This is a genomic window from Chitinophaga niastensis, assembly GCF_003014755.1.
Taxonomy (GTDB): Bacteria; Bacteroidota; Bacteroidia; order Chitinophagales; family Chitinophagaceae; genus Chitinophaga; species Chitinophaga niastensis.
Genome location: NZ_PYAW01000005.1, coordinates 429,270 through 454,145, shown reverse-complemented (window position 1 = coordinate 454,145; position 24,876 = coordinate 429,270). Strand labels below are relative to the sequence as shown.

The 24,876-nt window shown below is 41.1% G+C and carries 25 protein-coding genes, 1 tRNA gene and 1 pseudogene; 16 read left to right on the top strand and 11 right to left on the bottom strand.

Going from position 1 to position 24,876, the window contains the following annotated elements:
• Positions 1–667: 667 nt before the first annotated feature.
• Together CLV51_RS22855 and CLV51_RS22850 are read right to left on the bottom strand one after the other, a co-directional pair.
• The gene (locus CLV51_RS22855; RefSeq protein ID WP_106530402.1) at positions 668–1,114 is read right to left on the bottom strand and encodes a YybH family protein; all 447 of its coding nucleotides are present in this window, start codon (positions 1,112–1,114) and stop codon (positions 668–670) included.
• A gap of 217 nt (positions 1,115–1,331) precedes the next feature.
• Positions 1,332–1,547, bottom strand: coding sequence for a hypothetical protein (locus CLV51_RS22850; RefSeq protein WP_106530401.1), 216 nt, complete (start codon positions 1,545–1,547; stop codon positions 1,332–1,334).
• A gap of 142 nt (positions 1,548–1,689) precedes the next feature.
• On the opposite strand from CLV51_RS22850, the gene CLV51_RS22845 reads away from it, so the two are divergent.
• Both CLV51_RS22845 and CLV51_RS22840 read left to right on the top strand, forming a co-directional pair.
• Positions 1,690–2,466, top strand: a complete 777-nt coding sequence (locus CLV51_RS22845; RefSeq protein WP_106530400.1) for a hypothetical protein — start codon at positions 1,690–1,692, stop codon at positions 2,464–2,466.
• A gap of 50 nt (positions 2,467–2,516) precedes the next feature.
• Complete coding sequence (locus CLV51_RS22840) at positions 2,517–2,726, top strand: hypothetical protein (protein WP_106530399.1); 210 nt, start codon at positions 2,517–2,519, stop codon at positions 2,724–2,726.
• 88 nt (positions 2,727–2,814) lie between these two features.
• Here CLV51_RS22840 and CLV51_RS22835 read toward each other — a convergent pair whose 3' ends face one another.
• Positions 2,815–3,153, bottom strand: coding sequence for a helix-turn-helix domain-containing protein (locus CLV51_RS22835; protein WP_106530398.1), 339 nt, complete (start codon positions 3,151–3,153; stop codon positions 2,815–2,817).
• 243 nt (positions 3,154–3,396) lie between these two features.
• Here CLV51_RS22835 and CLV51_RS22830 point away from each other — a divergent pair, with 243 nt between their 5' ends.
• The 4 genes from CLV51_RS22830 (at position 3,397) to CLV51_RS29220 (ending at position 4,807) form a co-directional block, all read left to right on the top strand.
• Positions 3,397–3,663 (top strand): SymE family type I addiction module toxin, encoded by a 267-nt coding sequence (locus CLV51_RS22830; protein WP_158267120.1) that lies wholly within the window; start codon positions 3,397–3,399, stop codon positions 3,661–3,663.
• A gap of 110 nt (positions 3,664–3,773) precedes the next feature.
• Entirely contained in the window at positions 3,774–4,136 is a 363-nt protein-coding gene (locus CLV51_RS22825; RefSeq protein WP_106530396.1) for a hypothetical protein, read from the top strand.
• Between the two features lie 52 nt (positions 4,137–4,188).
• Positions 4,189–4,659, top strand: coding sequence for a PIN domain-containing protein (locus CLV51_RS22820; protein WP_106530395.1), 471 nt, complete (start codon positions 4,189–4,191; stop codon positions 4,657–4,659).
• On the top strand, positions 4,646–4,807 hold the full coding sequence (locus CLV51_RS29220; protein ID WP_158267090.1) for a hypothetical protein: 162 nt from the start codon (positions 4,646–4,648) through the stop codon (positions 4,805–4,807). Before CLV51_RS22820 ends, CLV51_RS29220 begins: the two co-directional genes overlap by 14 nt.
• An 877-nt stretch (positions 4,808–5,684) precedes the next feature.
• Here CLV51_RS29220 and CLV51_RS22815 read toward each other — a convergent pair.
• Positions 5,685–6,737, bottom strand: coding sequence for a hypothetical protein (locus CLV51_RS22815; RefSeq protein WP_106530394.1), 1,053 nt, complete (start codon positions 6,735–6,737; stop codon positions 5,685–5,687).
• Between the two features lie 299 nt (positions 6,738–7,036).
• Here CLV51_RS22815 and CLV51_RS22810 point away from each other — a divergent pair, with 299 nt between their 5' ends.
• From CLV51_RS22810 to CLV51_RS22795, 5 genes and pseudogenes are all read left to right on the top strand, one after another.
• Positions 7,037–8,128 (top strand): anti-phage 6A-MBL system MBL-fold protein, encoded by a 1,092-nt coding sequence (locus CLV51_RS22810; RefSeq protein ID WP_106530393.1) that lies wholly within the window; start codon positions 7,037–7,039, stop codon positions 8,126–8,128.
• A complete protein-coding gene (locus CLV51_RS22805) occupies positions 8,128–10,338 on the top strand; it encodes an anti-phage 6A-MBL system cap2_3 protein (protein ID WP_106530392.1) in 2,211 nt (736 codons plus the stop codon). Before CLV51_RS22810 ends, CLV51_RS22805 begins: the two co-directional genes overlap by 1 nt.
• An 8-nt stretch (positions 10,339–10,346) precedes the next feature.
• A complete protein-coding gene (locus CLV51_RS22800; protein ID WP_106530391.1) occupies positions 10,347–11,669 on the top strand; it encodes a patatin-like phospholipase family protein in 1,323 nt (440 codons plus the stop codon).
• Between the two features lie 69 nt (positions 11,670–11,738).
• Positions 11,739–11,912: pseudogene (locus tag CLV51_RS29950) on the top strand (MBL fold metallo-hydrolase); the annotation flags it as partial.
• Positions 11,913–11,993: 81 nt separating this feature from the next.
• On the top strand, positions 11,994–12,653 hold the full coding sequence (locus CLV51_RS22795; protein ID WP_245898900.1) for a ComEC/Rec2 family competence protein: 660 nt from the start codon (positions 11,994–11,996) through the stop codon (positions 12,651–12,653).
• Positions 12,654–12,881: 228 nt separating this feature from the next.
• Here CLV51_RS22795 and CLV51_RS22790 read toward each other — a convergent pair whose 3' ends face one another.
• The 5 genes from CLV51_RS22790 to CLV51_RS22770 all read right to left on the bottom strand — a co-directional run bounded on the left by CLV51_RS22790 (position 12,882) and on the right by CLV51_RS22770 (position 16,447).
• Positions 12,882–13,253, bottom strand: coding sequence for a hypothetical protein (locus tag CLV51_RS22790; RefSeq protein ID WP_106530390.1), 372 nt, complete (start codon positions 13,251–13,253; stop codon positions 12,882–12,884).
• Positions 13,254–13,271: 18 nt separating this feature from the next.
• Positions 13,272–13,955 carry a P-loop NTPase family protein gene (locus tag CLV51_RS22785; protein ID WP_106530389.1) on the bottom strand — a complete coding sequence of 228 codons (684 nt, stop codon included), beginning with the start codon at positions 13,953–13,955 and terminating at the stop codon, positions 13,272–13,274.
• The gene (locus CLV51_RS22780) at positions 13,876–14,766 is read right to left on the bottom strand and encodes a hypothetical protein (protein ID WP_106530388.1); all 891 of its coding nucleotides are present in this window, start codon (positions 14,764–14,766) and stop codon (positions 13,876–13,878) included. Before CLV51_RS22780 ends, CLV51_RS22785 begins: the two co-directional genes overlap by 80 nt.
• On the bottom strand, positions 14,766–15,044 hold the full coding sequence (locus CLV51_RS22775; protein WP_106530387.1) for a helix-turn-helix domain-containing protein: 279 nt from the start codon (positions 15,042–15,044) through the stop codon (positions 14,766–14,768). Before CLV51_RS22775 ends, CLV51_RS22780 begins: the two co-directional genes overlap by 1 nt.
• Before the next feature lie 143 nt (positions 15,045–15,187).
• Entirely contained in the window at positions 15,188–16,447 is a 1,260-nt protein-coding gene (locus tag CLV51_RS22770) for a hypothetical protein (protein ID WP_106530386.1), read from the bottom strand.
• A gap of 502 nt (positions 16,448–16,949) precedes the next feature.
• Here CLV51_RS22770 and CLV51_RS22765 point away from each other — a divergent pair.
• Positions 16,950–17,276, top strand: a complete 327-nt coding sequence (locus tag CLV51_RS22765; RefSeq protein WP_106530385.1) for a YegP family protein — start codon at positions 16,950–16,952, stop codon at positions 17,274–17,276.
• A gap of 58 nt (positions 17,277–17,334) precedes the next feature.
• Here the strand turns inward: CLV51_RS22765 and CLV51_RS22760 are convergent, their stop codons facing one another.
• Together CLV51_RS22760 and CLV51_RS22755 are read right to left on the bottom strand one after the other, a co-directional pair.
• Positions 17,335–18,594, bottom strand: a complete 1,260-nt coding sequence (locus tag CLV51_RS22760; protein WP_106530384.1) for a site-specific integrase — start codon at positions 18,592–18,594, stop codon at positions 17,335–17,337.
• A 251-nt stretch (positions 18,595–18,845) separates the two neighbouring features.
• Positions 18,846–18,918: transfer RNA gene (locus tag CLV51_RS22755), tRNA-Lys, on the bottom strand.
• Positions 18,919–19,118: 200 nt separating this feature from the next.
• Between CLV51_RS22755 and CLV51_RS22750 the strand changes: the two genes are divergently transcribed.
• The 4 genes from CLV51_RS22750 (at position 19,119) to CLV51_RS22735 (ending at position 24,730) form a co-directional block, all read left to right on the top strand.
• Complete coding sequence (locus CLV51_RS22750; RefSeq protein WP_106530383.1) at positions 19,119–19,931, top strand: SDR family oxidoreductase; 813 nt, start codon at positions 19,119–19,121, stop codon at positions 19,929–19,931.
• A gap of 256 nt (positions 19,932–20,187) precedes the next feature.
• Complete coding sequence (locus CLV51_RS22745; RefSeq protein ID WP_106530382.1) at positions 20,188–21,015, top strand: SAM hydrolase/SAM-dependent halogenase family protein; 828 nt, start codon at positions 20,188–20,190, stop codon at positions 21,013–21,015.
• Positions 21,012–21,305: a putative quinol monooxygenase gene (locus CLV51_RS22740; RefSeq protein WP_106530381.1), complete on the top strand. Its 294-nt coding sequence runs from the start codon at positions 21,012–21,014 to the stop codon at positions 21,303–21,305. The genes CLV51_RS22745 and CLV51_RS22740 overlap by 4 nt, the downstream gene beginning before the upstream one ends.
• A 185-nt stretch (positions 21,306–21,490) precedes the next feature.
• Positions 21,491–24,730: a glycosyltransferase family 117 protein gene (locus tag CLV51_RS22735; RefSeq protein WP_106530380.1), complete on the top strand. Its 3,240-nt coding sequence runs from the start codon at positions 21,491–21,493 to the stop codon at positions 24,728–24,730.
• Positions 24,731–24,876 lie beyond the last annotated feature (146 nt).

Below are 24,876 nucleotides of genomic sequence, written 5' to 3'. Positions count from 1 at the left end.
ATATTCTTATCAAGAGAATATTATTGAATATCTACACTAGCAGTGTGAGTGTTAAGACTTTCATCTTTGCTAAAAAACAAAGACTTAATTATAATGTTTATCTAATTGACAGAAACTTCTAATTCTAAATAATCGTAAATTCGCAAAGATAGCTCCGCTCTTTGTAAAGCCTCGTAAACTCTACCGCCTTACTCAATCATTATAGAGTAAATTATAGAGCAAAAAAAGAAGACCCGCACCAAGTGCAGGTCTTCAAATCTTCCAGTGATCCCCTTGGGACTATATCAAAGGCTTATAAACCGCCGCTTTCAAGGTAATAAAAAGGTACTGTATCCTTTTTTGTATCCTTTTGGATTAGCTTATTTTAATTGGATTTGTAAGAACTTAAACACCCTACAAAGATACGAAAACCCTTGCTAAATCAGCATAAATAAAGCTAAAATATATTCTTATACTATATAACAGTAACCTATATACGTTTAATACAGGTTGGGAACCGGGAGTATCAATACATGAGAAACTGGGTGATTAACTCCTCCTCTATTCCGGTGAACCGGCAAAACTCAATTACAGCAACAGATATCCCTTCTTTTAGGCAAACAAAAGCCGCTTAAATCGTGTGATTTATGCGGCTTTTTGTGTGATATATAATAGAGGGATGATAGTACTATTTTTTTCCCAGTTTAAGTAACCAACCGGCAAATCGCCCGATTTTTTTTACCCTGCAGTTGTGAAAAGCTGTAAACTGCCACTCACCCGCAGTATTTTTAACCCATACAGTAGTGTTAATGGACTGGCGGCTTTGTGGAGCCTGTTTCTGCCAGCGAAAGCGGATAGCACCAATCGAAATAACAATGGCTGTTGTTTCATTTAAAAAACGTACCTGTTTAATTTGTCCTTCCAGTTTTGCGCCTCTGAACATAAAATTGTTCATCAGTTCTTCATGTACCCGTATGTATTCCTCCCTGCCTTTCAGATACATCCCATTAAAGGTGATATAGTCGCAATCGTCAGCCAGATAACGGCTTGCGGCTCTGAAATCCAGTGTTTCAAAGGACTTACAAATTTCAAGATTGGCCTGTTGTATAGCCTCAATGCTTGCCTGGTTGTCCATGATTTATTTTTTAACCTGGAACAAAGTTAGCTGACTATATTTTCATCTGGCAGTACATTTAGGTGAGTCTCCGGGTGGTACCGGTAAAAACGGGGTTATTGCCGGTAAATCATCTTCAGGATATCTGCTGCAGCATCGTCCTGGCTGATTGATTTAAAAAGGGGTTTAATACATCAAAGAAGCATAATTCAATTTTGATATTTATGATCTCATCAAATCAATACGCCAGGAACTGAGAAACAATCTCCTCTTCCAGCCCCGTAAAACTGCAGAACTCCATCACTGTTACAAACTCACCTTTCTTTTTACCGTTGGCCTCGCGGATCTGCTGCAGCATCTTCCTCGCGGTGCGTTCACTCCTCCCGGTAATATTCCTGATGTCTTTTGCATAAATCACTATGCGATTAGGTATTAATGTGTGCGAATTCGGCATAATCGGAATGGAAATTTTGTTGTGCTGAAATGCCGGCTTAGTTTGGTGTGGTTAAATGCAAATTTACTGCATCCTGCGCAGATGTGAGCCTAACGGGCTTGGCTATGTGAAAGCCCCTATCGTTCCCTAAAATTGTTTTCAAATGGCAAAACAAAATGGAATCGTCCCTTTGAAAGGGACCATCGGTAACATTACCTTTTATAAGTCTAAGGCCGGCCATCTGGCCCGTGGAAAAGGTGGTGTGGATGGGAGTCGTATTGCTAATGACGCCGCCTTTGTCCGTACACGGGAGAATGGAGCGGAATTTGGCAGGGCCGGCAAAGCCGGTAAATTGTTAAGGACTGCCTTCCGGGCTATGCTGTTAAATGCCAGTGATAGTTATCTGACTTCCCGGTTAACCCGTGATATGTTGAAGGTAATTCAAGCCGATGCCAAGAGTGTTCGCGGTCAACGCAATGTTATTGATGGTGAGGCTGAGCTCTTGAGTGGGTTTGAGTTCAACATCAATGCACGGCTGGCCGGTACCCTGTTTGCACCCTATACCGCGGCCATTGACAGAGCTACCGGTATTCTCAAAGTTGATATTCCGGCCTTCATACCTGTTAACATGGTAGCGGCGCCAGGTGGTGCTACCCATTTTAAAATTCTGGCTGCCGGTGCGGAGATTGATTTCGAGGCCGAAACTTTTGTCAACGGCAATGCGGCAAGTGCAGAACTGACCATCGACGCCACCGCAACCGCTGTGATGAATCTGTCCGTTAATGTGACGGCAAACAGCACCAAACCGCTCTTTCTCGTTCTCGGCGTAGAATTCTATCAGCAGGTTAACGGGGCGCTGTATAGCCTTAAAAACGGTGCTTTCAATGCCCTTGCGTTGGTGAATATTTCCGGTATGCCGGCGGCACCTGGTGGAGTATAATAAATAAACTGGTCGTCATGGCCAGATCTTTTAACTTCTAAAAAACGTGTATGAAACTTATACAACGTCTCTCTGCATCAACACCCCCTTTTTTTAGTAAGGTGCGCAATATTGGTTTGATCCTGACCGCGATAAGTGGCGCTCTGATGGGGATTCCGGCAATTCCGGCGATCATTATCAAAGTAGCCGGTTACCTGGCTGTTGCCGGTACAGTGATGAGCGGTGTGAGTCAGGCAGCAGTTCAAAAAGAAGGCGGTTAGTCCGCTGTTAAATAGTCTCCGGCCAAAGGTGTGGTTACCTTACGGATTGTTTGGTGGAAGGGCTCTCGCTTAATGCGGGAGCCCTTTTTTATCCAATCAGGGATTGCAATTTTGATTTTGTTAGAAAGGCTTCAACAACTGCCAGAACATGTACTTTGTCTTCCGGTAATAACTGATCAAAGTGTTGCAATTGGTTTGCTTCTTCGTCAGTAATTGGCCCCTTCTCTGTAGCTATTCCATTAACCAGGTAGTCAATAGATACGTTCAACGCTTTCGCTATTTTGGCCGCTACGTCGATCGATGGCGTTATAAAATCTCTCTCGTATTTGCTTACAATATTTCCACTGGTACCGATTAAAGCCCCCAGTTCAGACTGATTAATATTTTTCTGTTTACGCATTATTGTTACACGCTGTCCAAATGTCATAATTTCTTTTTTGATTGGGTTAATTCAAATCAATTGAAGTAAAATTTTAAACTACCCTAAATCTATGAAGAAGCCAGAATATTACAATTACATTAACATAAACAATAATATAAATATTGTACTGATAGGTAAAAAACAGGTCAAATAAATGACATTATTTAGACTTAAATATACAAAAAAGTATCTTTAATGCTTGTTTATTATTGTAATTATAAGTACATTTGTGTATCAATAAGTACAAATATGGAAGATAAAAACAAAACCCGACACTTAACAGTAAAGTACATTCATCAGGAACGTACCTACGATTCAAGACTGGTTTCCTGTATTTCTCTAGCCGGTGTTTGGCTGGAGAATGCCGGCTTTATAGTTGGCGACAAAGTGACTGTGCAGGTAGAGAGTAACCGCATAGTAATAAGCAAGCTAAAACAAGAAAAGCCTGTGCTGCAACCAGAAGCACGAAAAGGAAAAGCAGTAATGCGCGAAATAGCACAGCGTTACAGTGAGTAATTAAGTCCCCCTCTTTTATTGTTAACCCTGACAACCGGACGCCTGCGGGCGGACCGTATCTGTGATCTTTCCGCCCGCGGGGATCGGGTTGTTAACCAAACCATGTTTTAATGAAAAAATTCCGCACCAACGAACAAAAGATGTTCGCTGAAAACCTTGCAAAATTATTTCCTCCGGCGCCTTTATCAGATAATGAACTGCATGATACCTATACGAGGCTATGCAATTTTCCATTATACATTAAAGATCATCTGCGCCGGGAATTGGGCTGGACTGAGTCCCTATTTTCACAACTGGTACTGCCTACCCTCGGCGGCAGGAATATGAGGCCTACCGATGAAGAAATACGGAAGGCCCGTATAATTATTAAAACACAACTCTCCTACCTACTACAGTACCTGGATATTTCACCGGGCCTTGTATCTACGCTGAAAGACAACAGCAGCCCTGAAATACAGGTATGTAGCCACTAAGCACCTCCTGCTTAGTTTTTAACCCCTTCCTTTCATTTTTCAATTGTTATTCATGTTGAATGTTTATACTGACACCTCCGTGATCGGAGGCTGTTTCGATATTGAATTCAAAGAATTCAGCAACGCATTGTTTGAAGAATTTAAAAGTGGAATAAAACACCTGGTTATATCAGATCTGGTAATATTGGAGCTGAAGCAGGCCCGCGAGGAAGTGACCTTAAAACTGGATGAAGTACCAGACAGTTTTAAAGCAGAACATAAAAACACACCGGAAGCAGTAGAACTGGCAGAGGCATATATTTCAGGTGGAGCTCTAAGTAATAAAAGTTTTAATGATGCTTTACATATTGCCATCGCCACACTAAGCAAAGCGGAAGTTTTGGCGAGCTGGAATTTCAAACATATTGTTAACTTAAACCGTATAAAATTGTATAATTCCATTAACTTACAGATGGGTTATCCAATCATTGAAATCAGAACACCAAGAGAAATTTTAAAGCCTAACGACCATGAAAAAAGCTAAAAAATATGATGCGGTTGCTGAGGTCCGTAAGATTCGGGAGAAGTTAAGCGTTAAATACTGGAAACACCCTGAATTACTATTTCGTGATCTGAAGGCTGCCAGTGACAGCTACCACAGCGAGGCAAAAGCCCGTGCTGCTCACGGATAAAATCCTTTATAGGCGAACTACAGCCTGATAATTAACTAATCATTTTTATAACATTACTGTCAGCGTTATCTGCCTGTTTTATCCGGGCGGATAACGTGCTGACTGTTATTTGGTGGGACCGCTGCGCGGAGGCAACCAGCCACCCGGAGGCGACCAGTTATTGGGCTATCAGTCAGAGTAATTAAAAATTACAGTGGGATCAAACGCGCTAACGTCCGGGAGAATAGATGATGGGTTACTGACGCCTAGCCTATGATCTTCCGCTGGTCAAAGTGATGCTGTTGAGCCTATGTTCTACAGTTGATCCCATCATCTGTTCTCACGGACGCCGCGCGACAGTACAATGTCGATCAGGGTACAAATGCTGGTGTTCGCGCGCTTGGTTCTCCCGTCGGTCGCTTAATCAGGGTTCTGTCGATCAGTGCTATAATCTCCCGCTTAATCGGAGGTCTGCCGCCCCCACCGCCCTTCCACCCCTGGCCGCTGCGGCGGCAGCCAGAGCGCAGGCCCCGGAGCGCAGCGGAGGGGCCAAGCGAGGGCGAGCCGCAGCAGGCCGCGCCTTCGACCTTTATCTCGCCGGGAGCGCCAGCGGACGGCAAATCAAAAATGGAAGGCCGGGGGTGGCGGGCGGGGGGCGGACAAAATGGGTAGCGAAGGGATGGCGGGCATAATGGCGACCAATTTTAAAAGCAGCCCTTAGCCAGACCGGGAGCTACCCGAACGGAGGCTGAAGGAGCGCAAAAAGGGTGACAGGGCTGAGCGCAGCCCCTGAAGCGCAGCGGAAGGGGCAAGCGAGGGCCTGGCGCCCTTTTTGCCGACTGAGGCCGCAGTGAGACCTTATATCCGCTTAGATCAACTAGTGCTCTGTCATTTCAAGTCAACTATAATTATCTGGAGCTATTTCCAAATACGGGCAGGGGATATTACGTGCCTTCTTACTTGTAATTAATTGATTCCAAACAAATCGTCTCCAAAGCAGCATATTCTCATGCGAGCATTTTAGAATATTAATTTGTCTATTTTCTTCTTCAATTAATGCATATAACTTAGTTAATCCCGGAATATTTGGATCAAGAGCCACTAATGGAATTGAATAAATAGGTTCTTCAACATGAAAAGTCTTGATGGTTTCATTCCTATTTAAAAACTCCACCATATCTTTTGATATATTCCGAATTAAATGTTGCCTTATCTCAAAAAGTCTGTTGTCATCTGTTAATATCTCAGCTGCGAGTTCTTGATACTTTTGATATACATTATAAGTAGTTGATTTTATAACAAATTTATAATCATGTAAAAAAGAAATCAGATTTTGATTATCAAATAATTGTTCCAACAACTTAGCAAGGCCAGACTCTAAACCCAACCAAAATACCTCACAATCACTTCTAATAGGAAAATTAAACCTGTACTGCTTATACAAAGATTTCTTATTAAAAAGGCTTTCATACAAATCCAATAAAAAAAAATCTGTCAATGACATTTTCCGATCATCTTTAATCAAATCGGCATTAATAGTAGTTGCTGTAATAATAGAAATATAACTAGATTCGGCAATGTCGTTTTGAAAGAAATTCTTACTCGGCTGTCTAACTTCTTTTACTGATGGAATACTACTCTTTCGACGCATAGACTCGAATATCAGCAGAATCAATTCTTCCCTTTGACGCTTATCCTTAATGCGCTCAGCTAGCAATAAACTGAGTGATACCCTTAAATCTTGTGTAATAAGTCTGTTAGCATTACCAGATAATAATTGAGAAATATAGGCTTTAAGTCTGTTTATAGCCTTCGTTCTGGCATCTAAGTCATCAGATGGTACCATATATGCCGGTGTACTCACGAGGCTCGTTACTAAATCGAGCTGATTCTTAAAAAGCGGTACTCCATCAAAAAGTCTCTCAAATAGGAGTTCGTTTGCATCAACCATGGCCCAAAGTTAATATTATTTGCATTAACAAACAAAGTTAAATTAACTAGTGCTTAACAAAGAGAATAGTTAAATTTAATTAAATTTAACTAAATTTGATACTAAATTATTAAGCATGAATAGTTCTTGATAAAAAAACCAGGTCAAAAGCGTCACCTTTTCACCTGGTTATGTGGGAAAAGCTGTAACAATAATTTATTACAAGCCTTTTGATGCACCGTTGCTGGCACGCTAAAATATATACAAAGAGCGCTCCAAAATATACTATAGACTCAAAAGGCATTAATCACATAAGATTAATGAGTCATACAATTAAATTCTATCCGATAGGTAATGCCGACTGTACCTTTCTGAAATTAAGTAGTGGTAAGCAGTTAATATTCGACTACGCAGACAAAACAACTCCAGATGACTACCGATGCAATCTTCCGGAATCATTGAATAAAGATATTAACGGAGAATCCATAGATGTGGTTGCGTTTACACATGCCGATCTGGACCACGTACAGGGTTTTGAGAATTATTTCTACCTCGAGCATGCAAGTAAATACCAAGAAGGCAGCCGAAAAAAAATTGAAGATCTTTGGGTACCTGCTCATGTAATATTAGAAGAGGGATGTGATGATTCCACCAGGATACTCCGCGCAGAAGCCAGATATCGTCTGCGAAATAAAAAAGGGATAAAAGTATTTTCAAAGCCAAACAAACTCAAAGATTGGTTGAAGAGAGAGGGTATCGAACTTTCCGATGTCCGTCACTTAATTGTAGATGCTGGCGAGCTAGTACCAGGATGGAATAACACTAATCAAGAAGTAGAGTTCTTTGCCCATGCACCATTTGCTTATTGCGCAGATGGCGAAGATATTAACAGAAATGATGCTTGTCTAATTCTTCATGCTAGATTCAAAAACCTCCCATCCACAGAAATGTTATTACTAGGTGATGCTGATTGGCAATTGCTCCATGCTGTTGTCAGAACCAGTGAGAAATTCGGCAATAGCGATAGATTGGCCTGGGATATTTGTCACATTTCACATCACTGCAGCTATCTTTCGTTAGCTCCTGAAAAAGGAGATACGATAACGACTCCAGTAGGGCCTGTAAAAGAGTTATTTGAAAATCACGGCAAAGAAAAAGGCATTTTAATTTCGCCTTCTAACTCTATTCCAACCGATTATGATGCCATACAACCACCACATAGACAGGCGTATAACTACTATAAAAAAGTCTCTGAGTTGAAGAATGGCGAAATACGCGTCACTATGGAATGGCCTTCTCGTTCTCAGCCTATGCCGATTGAAATCACAATCAACAACTACGGGGCAACAATCCTTAAAACGATTATCCCAGGTGGGTTTGTAACTGAACGCCAAATACCAAAAGCGGGATAATGAAAACAGTACCACTTATAAGGCCTGCTGGAGAAAAAATTTCCCCAGCAGACCTACAGCTAAGTAAAGCGAAGGCATTTCTTCAAGCCGCAAAAGAATCCGTATTCTCGGAAGTGCAAGAATTAATAAAGGATGACTTAAATCGCGAGACTATTATAATTAAAATTCAAGTAGAAGTTCCTCAATATCCCAAATACGACATACAAAAAGAGGAACACATTGCAGTATCTTTTGATCCAAATGACACACAGATTCCTAGAGTCTATACATTAAGAGAAGACTTCCCATCACTTCCACATCAATTGTTGGAACTCAATGAAAAGCCCCGTTCATTATGCTTATATGACATCCCCTATGATGAAATAAAAATATTTTGGACCGCGCCCACATTTCTAGAAAGAATAAGGGAGTGGTTAAAACTATCTGCCGTTGGGGATCTACATCAAAAAGATCAGCCTCTAGAACCGTTATTTCTGTATGATGATGGTTATGTATTTCTGGATGGTAATCATGATAAAAATTGCTTAAATATCTATATCATTGATGAAAAACCAAATGGCAAATTAATTCTTTTGGCGTCGAGTAACCCCTCATTAAATCGCTTCAGTCCTTTTCCTGTCAGAATGGAATATATTAAAGGAGAACCTCAATTGCATGGTATTGTTCAGAGAGCACCACAAAATCTGCTTGTACTTGCACAAATGCTGAAAAATGCAGGAATTGAATTGGTAACATTTTTAACAGAGAAATTAAAAGACTATAAACGCAACAACGTCGATTTAACTAAACGCCTTGCCTTCCTTATAGACTTGCCTAAACTCAGGAATCCAGATTGTACAACTGTAGAAGCACAAGACAGTTATGTCTTTCTAACTACTGAAAGCATAGAGGAAATCGGAATAAGACTAAACTTGTGGGATAATGTCGATAGGAATCTAGGAGTAGGATACATAATTGGCCAAACGATAAAGGATGATGCGCTGGTAAACACTCCGATTGGCATATTAAGGCCTGTTTACCCCTATAATAGGCAGTTAGCGCAGTTCTTGAACGGAGTAGAAGAAACTTCTACTCCAATGAAAATCATGGCAGTTGGTGCAGGTGCTCTGGGTTCACAACTCATCTTAAATTTAATCAGAGCTGGCATTGGACAATGGACAGTAATAGATTCTGACATATTACTACCTCATAATTTATCTAGGCATGCCTTAACATACTTCAACATTATGCGCGATAAAGCCAAGCAATTTGCCATAATCGCCAATGGAATTATCCCCGAATGTGTATCTCCAATAGTAGGCAATATAATAGAAGATATTCAAAAAGAATCCACTCAAAAAGCCATCAGGGAATGTGAATTACTGCTTGAGATATCTGCTTCTTCCGCCGCTCTAAAATCTATCAGCGCACAACCCCATAGAGGAAGAATATGTAGTTGTTCACTTAGTCCCAGTGGTAATGATTTTGTAGCTTTCTGCGAAGATAAAGAACGTAACTACAACGCGGCGCAATTAGAAATTCAATATCTGCGATTTATACTTAAAGAACCATACTTGCACGACCATTTCAATAATGGAGAACAAAAATTTAGATATGGTACTGGCTGTCGTGATGTAAGTTTAGTTCTCCCCCAAGATTCTGTTGCCATAGCAGCAGCCATTGGCTCTAAAATGGTAAAACAGAAGATTTTAAAGCATACAAATGCCTTCCTTTCCATTTGGAGAGTCGATAATGAAACTGGGACCGTTTGCCTTTATGATACAGAAGTTTTTAAGAGCATCTACCATCATTCTGGCGACTGGACAATTTACTATGATGAGTACCTAATAAATAAACTCAGCGAAAAAAGATCTGAAAAGTTGCCTAACGAAACAGGTGGTATCTTAATTGGCAACTACGATATGGAAAGGCAAATTGTGTATATAGCTGATACAATAGATTCCCCATCAGACAGTATAGAATACCCTCAAGCATATATTAGAGGTATCAATGGTGTTTCTGAAGAATTGAAAAAGGTAGAAGTTATAACAGCAGGTGCTTTACAGTATATCGGAGAATGGCACAGCCACCCTAAAGGGTATAGTACTGTAATGAGCGGCGATGATAAAATATTGCTTTCCTGGCTAAGAAAGCACATGAATAGCTTGGGACTACCTCCACTCATGTTGATCGTTGGAGATAATAAAAAAATATCGTTCTACATAAATTAAATAAATATATGGCACAACAAAAGAGAATTGGTCTTGCCCTTTCTGGCGGTGGATACAGAGCAGCAGCTTTTCATCTAGGTGTTTTAAATAAATTAAACGAACTCAATATATTACCTAAGGTAGCAGTAATTTCTACTATTTCAGGTGGTTCTATTACTGGTGCCGCCTATAGTCTTTCAGATAAAAACTATGAAAAATTTCGTGCAAAACTTTATGATACTCTATTAAAAAAGAGTGTCATAACTAAAATTATATTTTCCTGGCGATTCCTTTTTTTCCTGCTATATCTCATTATTGTTCCGTTATTAGACATTTATTTTTTTGGAAAACATCCTATTGTTACATGTATTATACTCTCTGCATATATATTTATGCTCATTAAGTTTCAATTCGTATTATTTCCTGTAAGTAAAATTATAGAGAAGGCTTACGACAAATTCTTCTTTCACGGCAAAACGCTATCCGATTTAGGAACATCTACTGAATTAGCTATTAATGCAACCAATTTAGAAACTGGAAGGCCATTTACATTCTCAAAAAGGAAAATGGGAGATTCTTACTACACCTTTCAAAAGCAAAGCGCACCAATAAAGTTCAAGCATGATAATTTTCCCATATCACGCGCTGTCATGGCGTCAACATGTGTCCCTCACGCGTTTACACCTGTGCAAATAAGTAAACACTTTTTTGAAAATGAAGCTGACTTCTTTCGATGCACCCCTCTTTTGATTGATGGTGGCATTTATGACAATCAGGGCATACACAAAATTACTCAAAATGGCAGCTCATATGAATGCGAAATCATTATTACTAGTGACGCAGGTGTCTCTCTTCCTATAAAGAAAAAATACAAGAACACGTTAGTCTTACTAATAAGGACGATAGATTTATTCATGCAACGAATTAAATACTTCCAACTAATTAACAATGTATACAGAAATGTTCAAAATGGAAGTAATAAGGAGATTGCATACTTTTCTCTTGGATGGGATCTCGAATCGTGTCTATATGGCTTCGTTGATAATTTAAAAAATGAGAACATTGTTCAAGAAGTAGTTGAAGCTCATAACATCCCCCAATTTATGCTAAAAGAAGTTGAAAGATATAGGGCTGATATTATCCAGATTCTAAAGAGTAATGTGGAGTATAATACAATATTTTCGCGAAACCTAACTAAGGAAAATCTCACCGCCATACGTAATATAGGCACTAATCTTAGACCTTTCGGAAAACAAAAACTAGATTACATTATACAACATGCTGAAAATTTAACGGAACTTCAGGTTAAACTATATTGTCCAACCTTAATAAATATAAAATATGCCATTTGAAATTGATGTACTATCTGTAGGAAAAGCGAATTCGATAATTTTAAAGTGGGTAAATGAAAAAAAAGAAGAATTCATAATACTTATGGATGCTGGATACAAAAAAGATGGGGAACAAATACGAGATCATATCAAGAGGCATACAAAGAAAAAAAAATTGATCTGGCCATTTGTACCCATCCAGATTCCGATCATATTGGTGGATTCTTTGACATAGTAGGAAAAATACATATTGGAGAATTTTGGATCCACGATCCAACGGCTCACAAAGAGATTGTTGAGAATTTATTAGAAAGTCAAGTCCTTTCAGAGAAAATAGAAAAAAGTTTGAATTTCCTCTGTGAGAATCTTAATCAAGCAGAAACACTCCTAAAAAAAATAGATAAAAATGGAATTCCCAGGTCAGAGCCTTTTGCAGGACGAACATATAGACATGCTCCAATCCAAGTAGTGGGTCCGTCAAAGTTATATTATCAAAGACTACTCAGTAATTTTCGTGATATTAATTTACTTTTCGAAAAAGGGCTAGATATATCTAATGATTTACAAACAAATATTTTTGAAGCACTTGGCGATCTAAACGGAATTAGCTCTGCTGAACTACTTAACAGTGAAAATGACAATTCTAGTGAAAATAATAGTAGTGTTGTTATACTTTTCACTCCTAAAGATCAAGGAAAATATTTATTCACATCTGATGCTGGGCCCGAATCCTTGGATAAAATAATAAAAAATTATGACGTGAAGGATATTCATTGGCTTTGCGTTCCACATCATGGAAGTAGAAAAAGTCTAACTACGAAAATTATTCAATATCTAAATCCAAAAATTGCATTTATTTCAGCAGACGGAAGTAAAAACTTTCCTCATAAGTGTGTAATAGCGGAGCTTAGGAAAATAGGATGCAAGCCCTATTCAACACATCACAGCGGCAATTTATTGTATCGACATGAAATGCCCTCACGGTCCGGATACACCTACTTTTAACCTCACTAAAACAAGTTTAAAAGTGATTTGCGCAAATCACTTTTTGGAAGGGAAATTTATCAATTACCTTAGACGATCTTAGTGTTTTCTTTGCTACCGAACAGGAAGAATCATCAATCCTTGAACTCAAATCAGCCGACAGTATGTATATTCTGATCATGCTCCGGAATCTACAGGTAATTTCAGCAGACAACCGGAGGATAACTGGAGGGTACTCTATACCTCCTATTATCCAGTTTCTCTTTTTGAGAAGATCGCTTTATTCTCAACCAATTTCCTTTTATAGCTTTCTTGAAACATTTCGTCTGCACATTCATATTCAGCGTGAATAACGCTTTCAACCCAATGCCGGCAGGCTTGCAGGCTGCGCATGTGTTTGTACGGTATATCATGACCATGCTGATAATTCTCTCTTATCCAAGTCCGTAAACACACGATACGTTGATAGGTTACCTGGTGTGCTTTCCAGTACTTCGCCAAGTTAATGGCATCTTCAATATACCAATCATAGTCGAATACTTTAAATTCCTGATCGCAGATCCTTAGCAGCTTGGTGCCGTCTGAATCACTGCTAATAAAAGTTATAAATGAAGGATACATGAGTTGTGTTTGTAGTGGTTATCGTCTCTTATCCGCGGTTGCAGGATCAAATGCAATGAGGTTGAACATGGCTCTCATTCTGCTGCGTAGCCGGTTACCGTATAAATCCTCCAACTCGTGGCTGTTAAGGTTGGTGGTAACATGGGTCAGCATTTTATTGGAGATAAGCAGGTCATATCGTGATAGCAGAATTTCCGCCATGACGTTACAATTGTTACCCCAAAAATTGATATTCGTTTCCAGTCCCAAATCATCGAAACAATACACACGCGGAATGTTGGAATAAGGGAAGAATGCGTTCTTGCTGTATTTCCCGATTAGATCAAAACCAATCCTCCCAAATTCAAAACTAATGTCCCGGCAAGATAAGATGGTTGGTCTGTAGGCTTCCGCACACAATGACCGCATAAGGTTGATAAGCGAGGTTTTGCCGCAGCCGATTTTACCGGTAAGCAGTACGCCTTTATCCAGGTCTATGCCTTCGTCTGCGGCTACTGGTTCGTCGCGTAGGAAATATGCTAACAGTTTGAGGACCACGGGCCGGTCTATGTCGTCTACCTTGAAATGAGGGCTGTATACGGCTTTCCCGTGTTCTTCCAGTAGTTGTATCAACTGGTAGTAGTCATAGGGGGTCTGAGTAGCTTTTGTTTTCGTTGGTGTGGAGCCGTCCTGCCCCGGTTGCTGGTTTGGTGTGTTTGTCATTGCTTTCAGGTTTTTGTGGATGAATATTCAGTACCCATTTATGAGCGGCGGCCTGCCAGTCGGTTATCAACGTCTTGCCACCCTGTCGCCAGCCGTTGGCCTGGTAGTGGTGGAAAAACTTGTCTGCTTCCACTTCCGGGTAGACGTGGGCGTTAAAAAATTCCTGTACCTCGGATAAGGTGGGGAGATTTCGCGCGGCGCCGTCTGCATTTTCCGCGCCGGGTGCACCCGTATCGAACTGGTCTTTTTTAACTTCATTTTTTTCATTTTTTTTTGTGGGCGGGAGTGTGTTTACTCCCTCCCGTTTTAAATTGTTTATATGTTTATTATAAATGTGGCCCACTTTTGGGCCTGAGCGTGGCCCAGATTTGGGCCTAGTACGTGGCCCACTTTCGGGCCTCATGTGTGGCCCAGTTTCGTACTGATCATGAGGCCCACTTTTGGGCCACATAGCACCACCGAAAAGTGATAGCTGTTCCGTAGTAGGATCTGCAATAAAATCTGTCAGTGTGAGGATCGTTACAAAGCTGGGCGCGTAAGGATGTTTCGCCGGCTGATAGATGATGTACTGATAGACATGCAGGTGCTTCAGACAACCGACATAGGTGCTGCGGGAGCCAATACGAGATAGGCTCATGACTTCTTCGCGCAGGATGGGAAAGGGGTTTTGAAAACGGTATTGGTTCCACACCTGGAACAATGCCATATACAGGCTGATATGATGCGCATGTAAACGATCATCTTTCCGCACCTGTGCGAAAAAGGCATTCAAATGCCTGATGTAGTTGATCTGTGCCGGTGATCCTGCCATCAGGAGCCCTTCACGGTTTTCTTCGTGCCTTCCATCAACTTGATGATGTCGTTAAAGTCGTAGAAGATCAGGCCACCGATTTTTGTAAAAGAAAGAGTTCCGTTAATGCGCATGTTCTGTAGGGTACCGGGAGAAATCCCTAACATGTCGCGGACCTCGTACGACTTAAGCCACTTGCGGGGTTGAGCGCCTGGGGAGTTGATAAGATCCCGCAGTTCATGGAATAATTCCGTTTTGAATACTGCGAGATCTTCACGGGTGAGAATTTCTGCTGCCATAAAATTTGGTTTTGTTTGATGGCAGCAAAAGAAAAAATTAAATCAACACAAGAACAGTCACGGGGGTGACGGTACCCTCTGTAACTATTTGATAATTAATAAATTAATTTTGTATAATTCTTTTCATAATATATGACGAATGGTTAAAGGTGATTGATAAAGTAAGTCAACGCACAGCAAGCAAATATATTTACATTCTTACGGGAGTGGTTAACCAGCCCCATAAGGATTTCCCGAACTGCTTTTGATACGGCGGCATTGTCTTTATAAAAATTGCTGCGCAGGCTACCGGACGAAACATTGTCCTGTTTAACTGTTGTAAAGAAGTAGGAAAAGAAATCCAGTAATTCTGTTTTGTTCTTATTGAGGTATAGTCCACTATCAAACAATAGTTTTATGATGTTGCCCAACTGCGATACAGAGAAAACAGTAACAACTTTAAAGTCTTTCCAGCGGCTTAATTCATCAGCAACGTGTACACTATTTAAAAGGGATTCTTTTTTCTCCTGATAGCTAATTTCGTTTAATAGCCAGGACTGCAACTGATTCTGAAGAGTTGGATGCACTTTACTGAAAATAAAATCAGGTTTAACCGCTGTCTGATTGGTTTTCTTTTGCAGGAATATAAGCCGGTCCAGCTTTTCCCGGATAGTAGGCAGTTCTTCAATTTCATTGTTCACGGCTTCGGCCCAGTATCTGAAATAATGAATATTATTGAAATTGAGGTATTGCAACAGGTCTGCAAGTCTTTCTGTAAAATCTGTTCCTGCTTTATGGTTTTCCAGCAACAAGCGTAGCTTCTTTTTAAATTCTCTCAGATAAAAAAGTTGATGGTAGCTTATAAAGCAGCCAACGTGATCGGCTTCTAAAAAATCGTGAAATGGGATAAATATGATTTGCAATAAATGTTCATCAACGCCGGACTTTACGAAATCTTCTTTCAGAATCTGAACTTCCTGCATAAATCCGTTCTGAGCAGAAAGCAGATATGAAGCCGGTATTTTGCAATCAACATCCAGATAGCGGGTAAATTCGCGTTCGAGAAAGGACAATAACTCAGCCAGGTTACAATAAATAATTTTGAACAGATTAATCCAGGTGGTTTCGGATGATTGAATGTTGATATTAACGATGTCTTCTTCTGAAAGATAGGCTGCGGTTTGATCCATCAGCAAGACTAACTGATGCTGGTGCATTTGGATATACCAACCTACCTGCTTTTTGTTGCCCAGATCATAGAGATACTTTCCAAAACAATGCAACATCATGTCCTTTTGACTGATAACGTCGCTTGTGGTATAAGAGAAAAAATTTTTGTCTGGTTGCTTTTGTTTAAGGGGTGCCTGTTTGAGGTCAACGCGAATGAGTTTTTCAAAAAAAGATAATTGGTAATGCTGCTGCATATATAGGTGGTTTTAAAAGTGTGTACGTAGAGCATTGTTTTGGTGTTACGAAATTTGCTGCAACTGTTTCACATGTCAGGTAGAAGGTCTTCCAATCTGGGTATCAACAAGTTCTGCAATAAATGACTTTGAACGACCCAACGATGTTAACGTTTTGTTAAAGCATTGATTATCAAGACAGGTACATGAAAAATATGTCCGTCTTGATAATTTCAATCATACAGCTTTATTACAGCAAGAGAAAGTCGATAAGGAAAAACGAGCATCCATTTAGTGATTCCATTCCCAACCACGAGTATCGGTTATGAAATTTTCATTTAAACTGAACAATTTTGTCAGCATACGGTTACTTTACATAGACACCCAAAACAGATTTATTAGAGCTACTGACTCTTAATCAGTATTGGCTTTCAAAATTTGGCTCGTTAACAAATAAGTGATTGAATAACCTGTCTTTTAAAACTGTAACATAAATTTCCATTCCACTAAAATCCAAACACTTATGGGTAAATTCGTAATTAAAACTGCCAAAGACGGCCAGCATTATTTTAACCTGAAGGCTGAGAATGGCCAAACTATTCTGTCGAGCGAAATGTACACCACTAAAAGTGCCTGTAATAACGGAATCGATTCCGTTAAGAAGAACGCCCCCAACGACAGCCACTACGAAAAATTAATTGCCAAAAACGGACAACACTATTTTAATTTAAAGGCTGTAAATGGGCAAGTAATTGGTACCAGCGAAATGTACGAGGCTACTTCAGGAAGAGACAATGGCATTGAATCAGTCAAAAAAAACGCTCCTGTAGCGAGTGTCGTAGAAGAATAACAAATATAGGGAAGACTGGTATACTGGTCTTCCCTATATTTAACTGGAAGTGCAAAGGCTAGGCAGCTACAGATTTATACAACGAATCCGGCAATACAAGATTAAAATTCGCCTTCAAGGCCTTCATATCAGTACTAACTTTGCTGGCTACAATCTTTGCATAGATCTGCGTTGTCCGGATGGATTTATGACCCAGCATGGCGCTTACTGTTTCCAGCGGCACCCCATTCGCCAGCGTTACCGTAGTAGCAAATGTATGACGGGCGGTATGTGTGGTAAGGTTCTTATTAATTCCGCAGATATCAGCAATCTCTTTGAGATAACCGTTAAAACGTTGGTTGCTGTTAATAGGCAGGAGCACATTATTTGCAACACAATAAGGATGGTTTTTATATTTCTGCAGGATCTCCTTTACAATTGGCAACAAGGGTACATTCTCACGACACCAGGTCTTCTCACGATTTTTAACAATCCAGTCTTCTCCATCAAAAAATTTCGCAACATTATCAGGAGACAGCATCAACGCATCCTTATAAGCATAGCCGGTTAAGGCCATAACCAGATAAGCGTCTTTAGTTTCTTGTAAACGGGGAATTGTAAACTCCTTATGATATAGTGTACTGAGTTCGTCAATATCGAGAATATCCCGTTCAGGGTTAATATAAGTACAAACAAAATCCGCCAAAGGATTATGGGTTAACCACTTCCTTTGCACTGCCAACTTTAAAAGTTGCTTGGTGTTTTTTAGGTACTTCATGGCAGTGTTATCCTGAATACCTTCCGTAAGTGTCATGTAATCGAAAAAATCCTCAGCAAAAGCATATTCGATTCTTTCGAGTGGAATATCCGGCATTTTAAATACCGACTTCAGGAAAATAGTAATCTTGTCCTTCGTTGTTACCCATTTTTTTAAAGTATCGGGAGAGCGTTTCTCCTTTTCTACTTTCTCTTTAAACTTCGCATTGTGGAAGTCGGCCACCTGTATTAAAGTCTTTTTTTCCTGATTAATACAGAGATGGGCATTCTTTATCATGGTGGGTGTAACGGTGGGGCCCTGGGCTTTCAGCAGGTTGTAATGACGGAGCAATTCACTTTTGACATGCTGGATCTGCGTATTTATTTCTATGGCTTCCGCTGATTTACCGATAATGGCAGCGGCTTTCTTGTCGAATTTTTTAGGGTCAATCTGGTATCCCAGAGAGAACCCATCCCGGACGCCGTCTATAGTTAATCGAACTGTGAGAGTTCCTTTACCGGTTGTATTTCCGTTATCCCTACGCAGGAAAAACAGGATTGATAAGTCTTGGCTTACTTTCATCTTCCAAAAGTTTTAGGTTACCGATTAATTGGTTTTGTTTGGTGTTAATTGGTTCGGTTTGAGTTCCTAAAACCCAGTATAGATAAGCATCTCCGGAGAAAAAGGATACATTAAAGTAGAAAAAGTTATTGTATCCTTTTATGTATCCTTTCAGATTCGTTTGATGTAGTTTACCTTAATATCCCAAAAGCAGAAAAGCCGCGTAAATCCTACGATTTATGCGGCTTTGACACTGTTTATTTTCTTTGTTGTGATCCCCTTGGGACTCGAACCCAAGACCCATACATTAAAAGTGTATTGCTCTACCAACTGAGCTAGGGAATCGTTTGCTGTTAAGCGGCTGCAAAAATAGGAATAATTTATTTCTAACCAAATTTTTATTCTAAAAAACTCGTAAACCATCTCCCACAAAGCATTACAAGCTAAAATCAGCGATGTACCTTCATTACATTTATGTAACTATCCTGTAATAAAATGCTGTTACTATCATCTTCTCACCTATTTTTGTGTGGCAAAATATACCCATGAAAACGTACTTTCAAAATAAGACTGTTGTCATCACTGGTGGATCATCAGGAATTGGAAAAGCACTGGTAACGGAACTATTGGCGCAAGGTGCCACAGTAGCAGTATGTGGCAGAAAACAAGCTGCGCTCGATGCTTTACATCATGAAATCAATAATGCTGCTTTATTTACTTTCGTAGCAGATGTAAGTGTGGAAGCGGATTGCAAATCATTCATCGAAAGTACGATAGCGAAATTTGGTAAAATAGATATACTCATCAATAACGCGGGAATTTCTATGCGGGCTATGTTCCGCGATCTGGATATAAGTGTGTTGAAATCGCTGATGGATATCAATTTCTGGGGAACGGTATATTGTACCAAATTTGCTTATCCGGCTATTCTTGCCAGCAAAGGAACTATTGTTGGTGTATCTTCCATCGCTGGTTACAGAGGACTCCCGGCACGTACGGGCTATTCCGCATCCAAGTTTGCTATGCAGGGATTCCTGGAAGCATTGCGCACAGAAAATTTACATACAGGCGTTAACGTGATGTGGGTATGTCCCGGATTCACGTCGTCGAATATACGTAATACCGCGCTTAACCCGCAAGGTCAGGCACAGAGTGAAACACCGCTGAGCGAAGATAAGCTGATGAGTGCAGAAGCAGTAGCTACGGCCATCGCAAAGGCAATTGTAAAACGTAAACGTACACTCGTACTTACTTCTCAGGGCAAGCTGACGGTATTACTGAGCAAACTGTTTCCTGGCATGCTGGATGGTTTGGTATACAATCACTTTAAGAAAGAACCAGGTTCTCCGCTACAATAAGTAAACAATTATTTCACCTTAGCCGTTAACGTTAGTAACGGTTGTACTGTAAAAAATTACTTTAAAATACGATCTCATCGGGTTTTTTGTCTTTATTTGCATTTAGTTTTCAGTCACATAACCCCATGGCATCCTTTTTGGAAGGAAAGCGCAACGATTAGTTTGCCATTCGAATGTGATAAAGCGGGTCGAAAAGTGAGGACGGGATTTGAATTGTGGGTTTTGAGCATCGGGATTTGGATTTAGATTTTTTGGCATGTCCATCATAACATTAACATCAGATATAGGAATGCAGGATTACCTGGTAGGTGCCATCAAAGGGCAGCTCTGGCAATACTGCCCGGAATGTCATGTTACGGATATCACCCATCACATCAGCCCTTTTAACTTACCACAAGCTACTTATATCTGCAAAAGTGCCTTCGCTTACTTCCCGCTGGGTACGTTCCATTTTGTTCTGATCAATTTGTTCGACCGGCGTCCGGATCATGTACTGGTAGCTGAACATAACGGTCAATATATCGGCTGCGCCGATAACGGCCTGCTGACCATGATTGCCGGCGGCATGCCGGAAAAGGTCATCAAGATCCCACTGGATAAAAATGCTCCTAAAAATACATTCACCATCATTCACCTGCTGGCTTCTGCTGCGCGCGAGTTAAGTCGCGGCAAAGCATTAGGTGAACTGGGACCATTAACACAAAGCATCAACGTAAAAAACAACCTGCAACCACTGGTAGGCGATGATTTCATCGAAGGACAAATCATCCACATCGACAGCTTCGAAAATGTAGTGGTAAACATCACCCGCGAACAATTTGATGCCCAGTGCAAAAAACGTCGCTTCCGCATCTTCTTCCGCAGGGATGAAGTGATCAGCCAGATCAGCGAAACGTATGCCGATGTACCCGAAGGCCAGAAACTGGCCCTCTTCAATGCAGCGGGCTACCTGGAAATTGCTATCAACAAAGGAAATGCGGCAGGTCTTTTTGGTCTGCAGGGATTCCGGCGCGATCAGCTTACCCAGCCTTCCGGCTACCAGCAACTCTCCTACTATCAAACTGTAAGAATAATTTTTCAATGATCAACCGTATCGTAAAAATGGAATTTGAACCGGGAAACGTACCAACCTTCCGGGATCTTTTTTCACGTCAACAAAATCTTATCCGCCATTTTCCCGGATGCCTGCATCTGGAACTCTGGGAACACCCCGCCTCCGGGAATACCTTCTTCACTTTCAGCAAATGGGAGTCGGAAGCCACACTGGAAGCGTATCGTAGCTCAGATCTCTTCCACGAAACCTGGGCCGCCACCAAAGTGCTGTTTAATGCCAAACCTGCGGCATGGACGGTGGAAACAGCCGTGAGCCTTTAGCACTTAGCTATCAGCCTCCGGATTCTAATCCTTTTTTAATCTTACCGGCAACACCCAACGGAGGGACTAAAAGCTCAATACTAATAGCTAACAGCTAAAAAGATATTTACAAAAAGTTAAAACTGTTCGACAGATTAGCATAATTTGCTGTTTTTTATATTTTTGTCGGACCTTAAAACAACCTTATGAATTTTAAAAGGACCAACAACATGGTCGGCTGGGTCATCTGCATCATTGCCTGCTTTGTTTACATTAAGACAATGGAGGCTACAGGCAGCTTATGGGACTGCGGTGAGTTTATTTCAAGTGCTTACAAAGTACAGATTCCCCATCCACCTGGAGCGCCCTTGTTCGTGCTGCTTGGAAGATTGTTTACTATGTTCCTGTCACCAACCCAGGCTGCGCTGGGCGTGAACACGATGACGGCACTGGCCAGTGGTTTCACTATCCTGTTCCTGTTCTGGACTATTACACACTTTGCCCGCAAGCTGATGACAAAAGCCGGTGAAGAGATTACCCGCGAAAAAATGATCGCTATCATGGGCGCGGGTGCTGTAGGCGCATTGGCTTACACCTTTTCCGATTCCTTCTGGTTTTCCGCTGTGGAAGGTGAAGTATATGGTATGTCCTCTTTCTTTACAGCCATTGTATTCTGGGCTATCCTGAAATGGGAACACGAAGCCGATCAACCTTATGCCGATCGCTGGATCGTATTGATCGGTTACCTCCTCGGACTCTCTATTGGTGTGCATCTGCTCAACCTCCTGACTATACCGGCCATGGTAATGGTATACTATTTCAAACGCTTTAAAGTAACCAATTGGGGTACCTTCTGGGCTTTTGTAGTAGGTTGCGGTATAACAGGCCTGGTACAGAAATACCTCATTCAGGATACGGTGAAAGCATCCGGTTACATGGATGTGTTCTTCGTAAACTCCCTCGGAATGAGCTATTTCTCCGGATTTACCTTCTATTTCGTTCTTATCCTGGCGATACTGATCTTTGGCTACATAAAACCAAAATTCGGCTTATATGCTCCGTTTATAGTGATTGCTACTATTATCGTGGTACCTGCATTTAATGATACCAGCGGTGGTGTAATCTTCTTTAAAATATTACTGGCGGCACTCTTCCTGCTTATACCCACTATCCTTAAAACACTGGGGGTACAGATGGATATCGCTAAGACAACACATTTCAGCCGCCTGACGATTTCGTTCGTGGTGTTTATGTTGCTCGGTTATTCTACCTATATCACTACCATGGTACGTTCTACTGCCAATCCTTCGGTAGATATGTATAACGTAGATAACCCGATTTCACTGGTGGGTTACCTCGGTCGTGAACAATATGGCGATTTCCCGCTGATATATGGCCAGGTATTCACTGCCCATCCTACTGAATATAAAGAAGGCGGCAATATCTACGCCCGTGGCGCTAAAAAATATGAAGTAGCCGGTAAGAAAATGGATCCTGTTTATGCAGCGGAAGACATGATGCTCTTCCCACGTGTATGGGATGCCAGCAATGATCAGGGCCATGCGGAATACTACCGCACCTGGCTGGGATTAAAGCAAGGCGAAAAACCTTCTTATGCCGACAACGTTAAATTCTTCCTGCAATACCAGGTAAACTTCATGTACTTCCGTTACTTCATGTGGAACTTTGCCGGTAAGCAAAATGATACTGAAGGTTACGGTAACGTACGCGATGGTAACTGGATCTCCGGTATTCCGTTTATTGATAATTTCATTTACGGCGACCAGTCCCTCATGCCGGATAGCCTCAAGGAAAACAAGGCACACAACACCCTGTTCTTCCTGCCGTTTATCCTCGGTTTACTCGGTTTCTTCTATCAATATAATAATCATCGCAAAGATACCCTCATCGTATCGCTGCTGTTCTTCTTTACAGGTTTCGCTATTATCATCTACCTGAATCAGGCCGGTAATCAGCCACGTGAACGTGATTACGCCTATGTAGGATCTTTCTATGCATATGCTATCTGGATTGGCCTGGGCGTACTCTCTGTGTACAACTTCCTGAAAAAGAAAACAAAGAGCGCACTCTCTCCAGTTATCGCTACTGCTATCTGCTTACTGGCTGTACCGGTACTCATGGCAGCACAGGAATGGGACGATCATGATCGTTCTACCAAAACCGTAGCAAGAGATGTGGCGAAAGATTACCTGGAATCCTGTCAAAAAGATGCGATCCTGTTTACCGTAGGTGATAATGATACTTATCCGCTTTGGTATGCACAGGAAGTAGAAGGCATTCGTCCGGATATCAGGGTAATTAACCTGAGTCTCCTGGGTGTTGACTGGTACATCGACCAGGCACGCAAAACGGTAAACCAAAGCCCGGCCATTCAAATGAACTGGGCTGCTGATAAATACCGTGGCGAAAACCGCAACTATATCCGCTTCTTCGATCCGGGAAATATTCCAGCAGATAAATACTTTAACCTGAAAGAGATCATGACCTTCATGGGAAGCGATGATGCTAACAGTAAAGTAACAACACAGGATGGTGGTTCAGAAAACTTCCTCCCTACCCGTCAGCTGTTTATTCCGGTAGACAAGGATGCTATCATGAAATACGGTGTAGTGGCTGCGAAAGACAGTGCAAAAGTATTACCATCACTGCCTTTCAAGGTTACCAAAAACTACCTGCTGAAAAATGATCTCGCTGTTTATGATATCATTTCAGCCAACAACTGGAAAAGACCTATCTACTTTACCAGTCCTACCGACCTTGGCCTGAACGATTACCTGCAAACAGACGGTCTGGCTTATCACCTGGTGCCGTTGCCTAAATCAACAGCGTCCGATCCGTTAAACATGGAAATCAACGCCAACGTAGGTGTGATGTATGATAACCTGATGCATAAATTTGAGTTTGGTGGTGCACAAACAAAAGGCACTTACTTCGATGAACCAAACAGGAAAATGGTATTGTACCTGCGTCAGGCTTATACAAAACTCGCTGTGGCAATGACACAGGAAGGCAAAAGCAAAGACAGTGCGTTGAATGTGCTGCGTTACATGGATAAAAACATCCTGGAAACTAACTTCCCGTATGCCATGACTACACCAGGTAACATGCACAACTACACATCTATTCAAACAGTATACGCTTACTATATGGTAGGTGATGCCAAGAGAGCAGATGAACTGGCTAACAAAATCATTAAAGACTGTGAGCAACAGTTACGCTACTACAGCGCACTGCCTGCCAGCAAAGTAACCAACGACTTACAACGCGATGGCCAGAATGCACAACAGTTCATTGGTTGGCTCAATCAAATGAAAAATGACTTTGGTGTAAATGGTACCAAAAGAAATAAAGAAGGCATGATACAAGTGGATACACAGGAAGATTCCAACGCTGCCGTAAATGCAGTACGGGATTCCGGAAAGTAGTCACACTGCCATCAAAAGAAAAGCCCATGCCGGTTGGCATGGGCTTTTCTTTTGATGGAAATTACGAATTGCGAATTACGGTTATAAGCGAAGACCTTAGCATATATCTTAAATATGATCTCCCCACAACTCCGTAATTCGTAATT

Excerpts from the sequence above, each read along its gene's own strand:
- CLV51_RS22800 (WP_106530391.1), top strand. The coding sequence starts at position 10,347 with ATGGCACAACAAAAGAGAATTGGTCTTGCCCTTTCTGGCGGTGGATAC.
- CLV51_RS22735 (WP_106530380.1), top strand. The coding sequence starts at position 21,491 with ATGAATTTTAAAAGGACCAACAACATGGTCGGCTGGGTCATCTGCATC.
- CLV51_RS22850 (WP_106530401.1), bottom strand. The coding sequence starts at position 1,547 with ATGCCGAATTCGCACACATTAATACCTAATCGCATAGTGATTTATGCA.
- CLV51_RS22805 (WP_106530392.1), top strand. The coding sequence starts at position 8,128 with ATGAAAACAGTACCACTTATAAGGCCTGCTGGAGAAAAAATTTCCCCA.
- CLV51_RS29220 (WP_158267090.1), top strand. The coding sequence starts at position 4,646 with ATGAAAAAAGCTAAAAAATATGATGCGGTTGCTGAGGTCCGTAAGATT.
- CLV51_RS22770 (WP_106530386.1), bottom strand. The coding sequence starts at position 16,447 with ATGCAGCAGCATTACCAATTATCTTTTTTTGAAAAACTCATTCGCGTT.
- CLV51_RS22855 (WP_106530402.1), bottom strand. The coding sequence starts at position 1,114 with ATGGACAACCAGGCAAGCATTGAGGCTATACAACAGGCCAATCTTGAA.
- CLV51_RS22775 (WP_106530387.1), bottom strand. The coding sequence starts at position 15,044 with ATGGCAGCAGAAATTCTCACCCGTGAAGATCTCGCAGTATTCAAAACG.
- CLV51_RS22825 (WP_106530396.1), top strand. The coding sequence starts at position 3,774 with ATGAAAAAATTCCGCACCAACGAACAAAAGATGTTCGCTGAAAACCTT.
- CLV51_RS22845 (WP_106530400.1), top strand. The coding sequence starts at position 1,690 with ATGGCAAAACAAAATGGAATCGTCCCTTTGAAAGGGACCATCGGTAAC.
- CLV51_RS22835 (WP_106530398.1), bottom strand. The coding sequence starts at position 3,153 with ATGACATTTGGACAGCGTGTAACAATAATGCGTAAACAGAAAAATATT.
- CLV51_RS22840 (WP_106530399.1), top strand. The coding sequence starts at position 2,517 with ATGAAACTTATACAACGTCTCTCTGCATCAACACCCCCTTTTTTTAGT.
- CLV51_RS22810 (WP_106530393.1), top strand. The coding sequence starts at position 7,037 with ATGAGTCATACAATTAAATTCTATCCGATAGGTAATGCCGACTGTACC.
- CLV51_RS22750 (WP_106530383.1), top strand. The coding sequence starts at position 19,119 with ATGAAAACGTACTTTCAAAATAAGACTGTTGTCATCACTGGTGGATCA.
- CLV51_RS22815 (WP_106530394.1), bottom strand. The coding sequence starts at position 6,737 with ATGGTTGATGCAAACGAACTCCTATTTGAGAGACTTTTTGATGGAGTA.
- CLV51_RS22785 (WP_106530389.1), bottom strand. The coding sequence starts at position 13,955 with ATGACAAACACACCAAACCAGCAACCGGGGCAGGACGGCTCCACACCA.
- CLV51_RS22780 (WP_106530388.1), bottom strand. The coding sequence starts at position 14,766 with ATGGCAGGATCACCGGCACAGATCAACTACATCAGGCATTTGAATGCC.
- CLV51_RS22790 (WP_106530390.1), bottom strand. The coding sequence starts at position 13,253 with ATGTATCCTTCATTTATAACTTTTATTAGCAGTGATTCAGACGGCACC.
- CLV51_RS22830 (WP_158267120.1), top strand. The coding sequence starts at position 3,397 with ATGGAAGATAAAAACAAAACCCGACACTTAACAGTAAAGTACATTCAT.
- CLV51_RS22745 (WP_106530382.1), top strand. The coding sequence starts at position 20,188 with ATGTCCATCATAACATTAACATCAGATATAGGAATGCAGGATTACCTG.
- CLV51_RS22740 (WP_106530381.1), top strand. The coding sequence starts at position 21,012 with ATGATCAACCGTATCGTAAAAATGGAATTTGAACCGGGAAACGTACCA.
- CLV51_RS22760 (WP_106530384.1), bottom strand. The coding sequence starts at position 18,594 with ATGAAAGTAAGCCAAGACTTATCAATCCTGTTTTTCCTGCGTAGGGAT.
- CLV51_RS22765 (WP_106530385.1), top strand. The coding sequence starts at position 16,950 with ATGGGTAAATTCGTAATTAAAACTGCCAAAGACGGCCAGCATTATTTT.
- CLV51_RS22820 (WP_106530395.1), top strand. The coding sequence starts at position 4,189 with ATGTTGAATGTTTATACTGACACCTCCGTGATCGGAGGCTGTTTCGAT.